Genomic DNA, 1,354 nt, shown 5'->3' on the forward strand with positions numbered 1-1,354 from the left:
TCAGCGCCAATACCATGATCCACAAGATCCACACGGGCATCGAAGGCTACGCGGCCGATGGCCGTCCGTACGAAGACGTCAACTATCCGGACTTCACTCTCGCCGGAAACAGCAACTGCTCCTCCTGTCATACGGGGGAACCGGGAGTCGGGTTTGGCGACGGGTGGGATCTCGCAGCCGGCAACCTCGACGCCGCCACGGCCTGCGCCACCTGTCACGGAACTGGCGGTGTCCCGGTCGCCGTAGGCTTCCACGAGGCCGAAGGGGGTCGCGCCGGCAATTGCGCTCAATGCCATGACGGCTCGGTGGTTGCCGGTTACCAGCAGACGCCCGACGCCTATCACGGCGTGACCGCGCGTCTGGAGGAGCTGCGCATCCAGCGTGAGGAGTTCGCATTCTCGCTGGTCAGCGTCGAAGACGCGGTGTATGAAGGAACCCCGGTGGTGCAGTGGCAGGTCCTCGATGGCGAGGGCAATCCCTATAACCTGGCCAACGGCATCTCCATCGACGGCGGTCCCCGCCTGCACATCGGCTGGGGCTACAGGGACGACTGGACCAACGAAGGGTCCGGCGAGAAGAGTTCCTTCCGTGACCGGGAAAACGACGACAACGGCCGCCCGGTGGCACTGAACGTCGCCACCACGGGTGACGATGCCAACACCGTCGTTTCGGGCGATGGCCTCACCGCGATCACCACCTTCCCTCGCTTGACCGATGACGAGGCGGGCCAGGGTCTTCCCTACGCGGACCTCGCTGCGGCCGAAGAGGGTCGGCGCGGCTTCGTCGCGATCCACCGCAGGGTCTCCGACAATGGTGACATCCGGCAGATCACCAGCCTGGTCCAGCCCATCATCCTGGGCAGCGGCGAGGTGGAGCTGGCGGAACCGCGGCGCAACACCGTCGACGCCACCTTTGACGTAGCAAGGGAGGACCGACGCGGGACCGGATGCCTGGACTGCCACGGCACCATCGATGCGCACGGCGGCGGTTACATCATGGACGGGGATGTCCAGGCCTGCATCACCTGCCACAACGCCGGCTCGCACCAGAGCAGAAATGTGGCGGCCATTCGAGGCCAGGAGCCGCAGTCGGTGGACTTCATGTACTTCATGCACGACCTCCACGGCGTCGGTCTCGTTTCCGTCGACGATGGCGAGGTGCTGTTTCCGCAGAACATGGCGGCCCGCTGCCATTCCTGCCACGCCGGCGACTTCGGTGGCGGTGACGGCAATGTGGACGGCTTCATGAACCCCGCAGGCGCATCCAACTGCAGCCTCTGCCATGAAGGAGCTGTCAACCCGGGGCGTCTGGGTGTCCTTTCCGACTGGCCGGGCGCCAACGCCCGCTATGGCCT

The 1,354-nt window shown here is 65.6% G+C and carries 1 protein-coding gene; it reads left to right on the forward strand.

Annotated features, from left to right (window positions below; translation table 11 throughout):
* Positions 1-14: 14 nt before the first annotated feature.
* Positions 15-1,354, forward strand: a 1,340-nt coding sequence (locus tag ACESMN_RS10505) for a multiheme c-type cytochrome (RefSeq protein WP_373053551.1), incomplete at its 3' end; no start/stop codon positions are given.

Source organism: Thioalkalivibrio sp. (assembly GCF_041690275.1).
GTDB lineage: Bacteria > Pseudomonadota > Gammaproteobacteria > Ectothiorhodospirales > Ectothiorhodospiraceae > Thioalkalivibrio.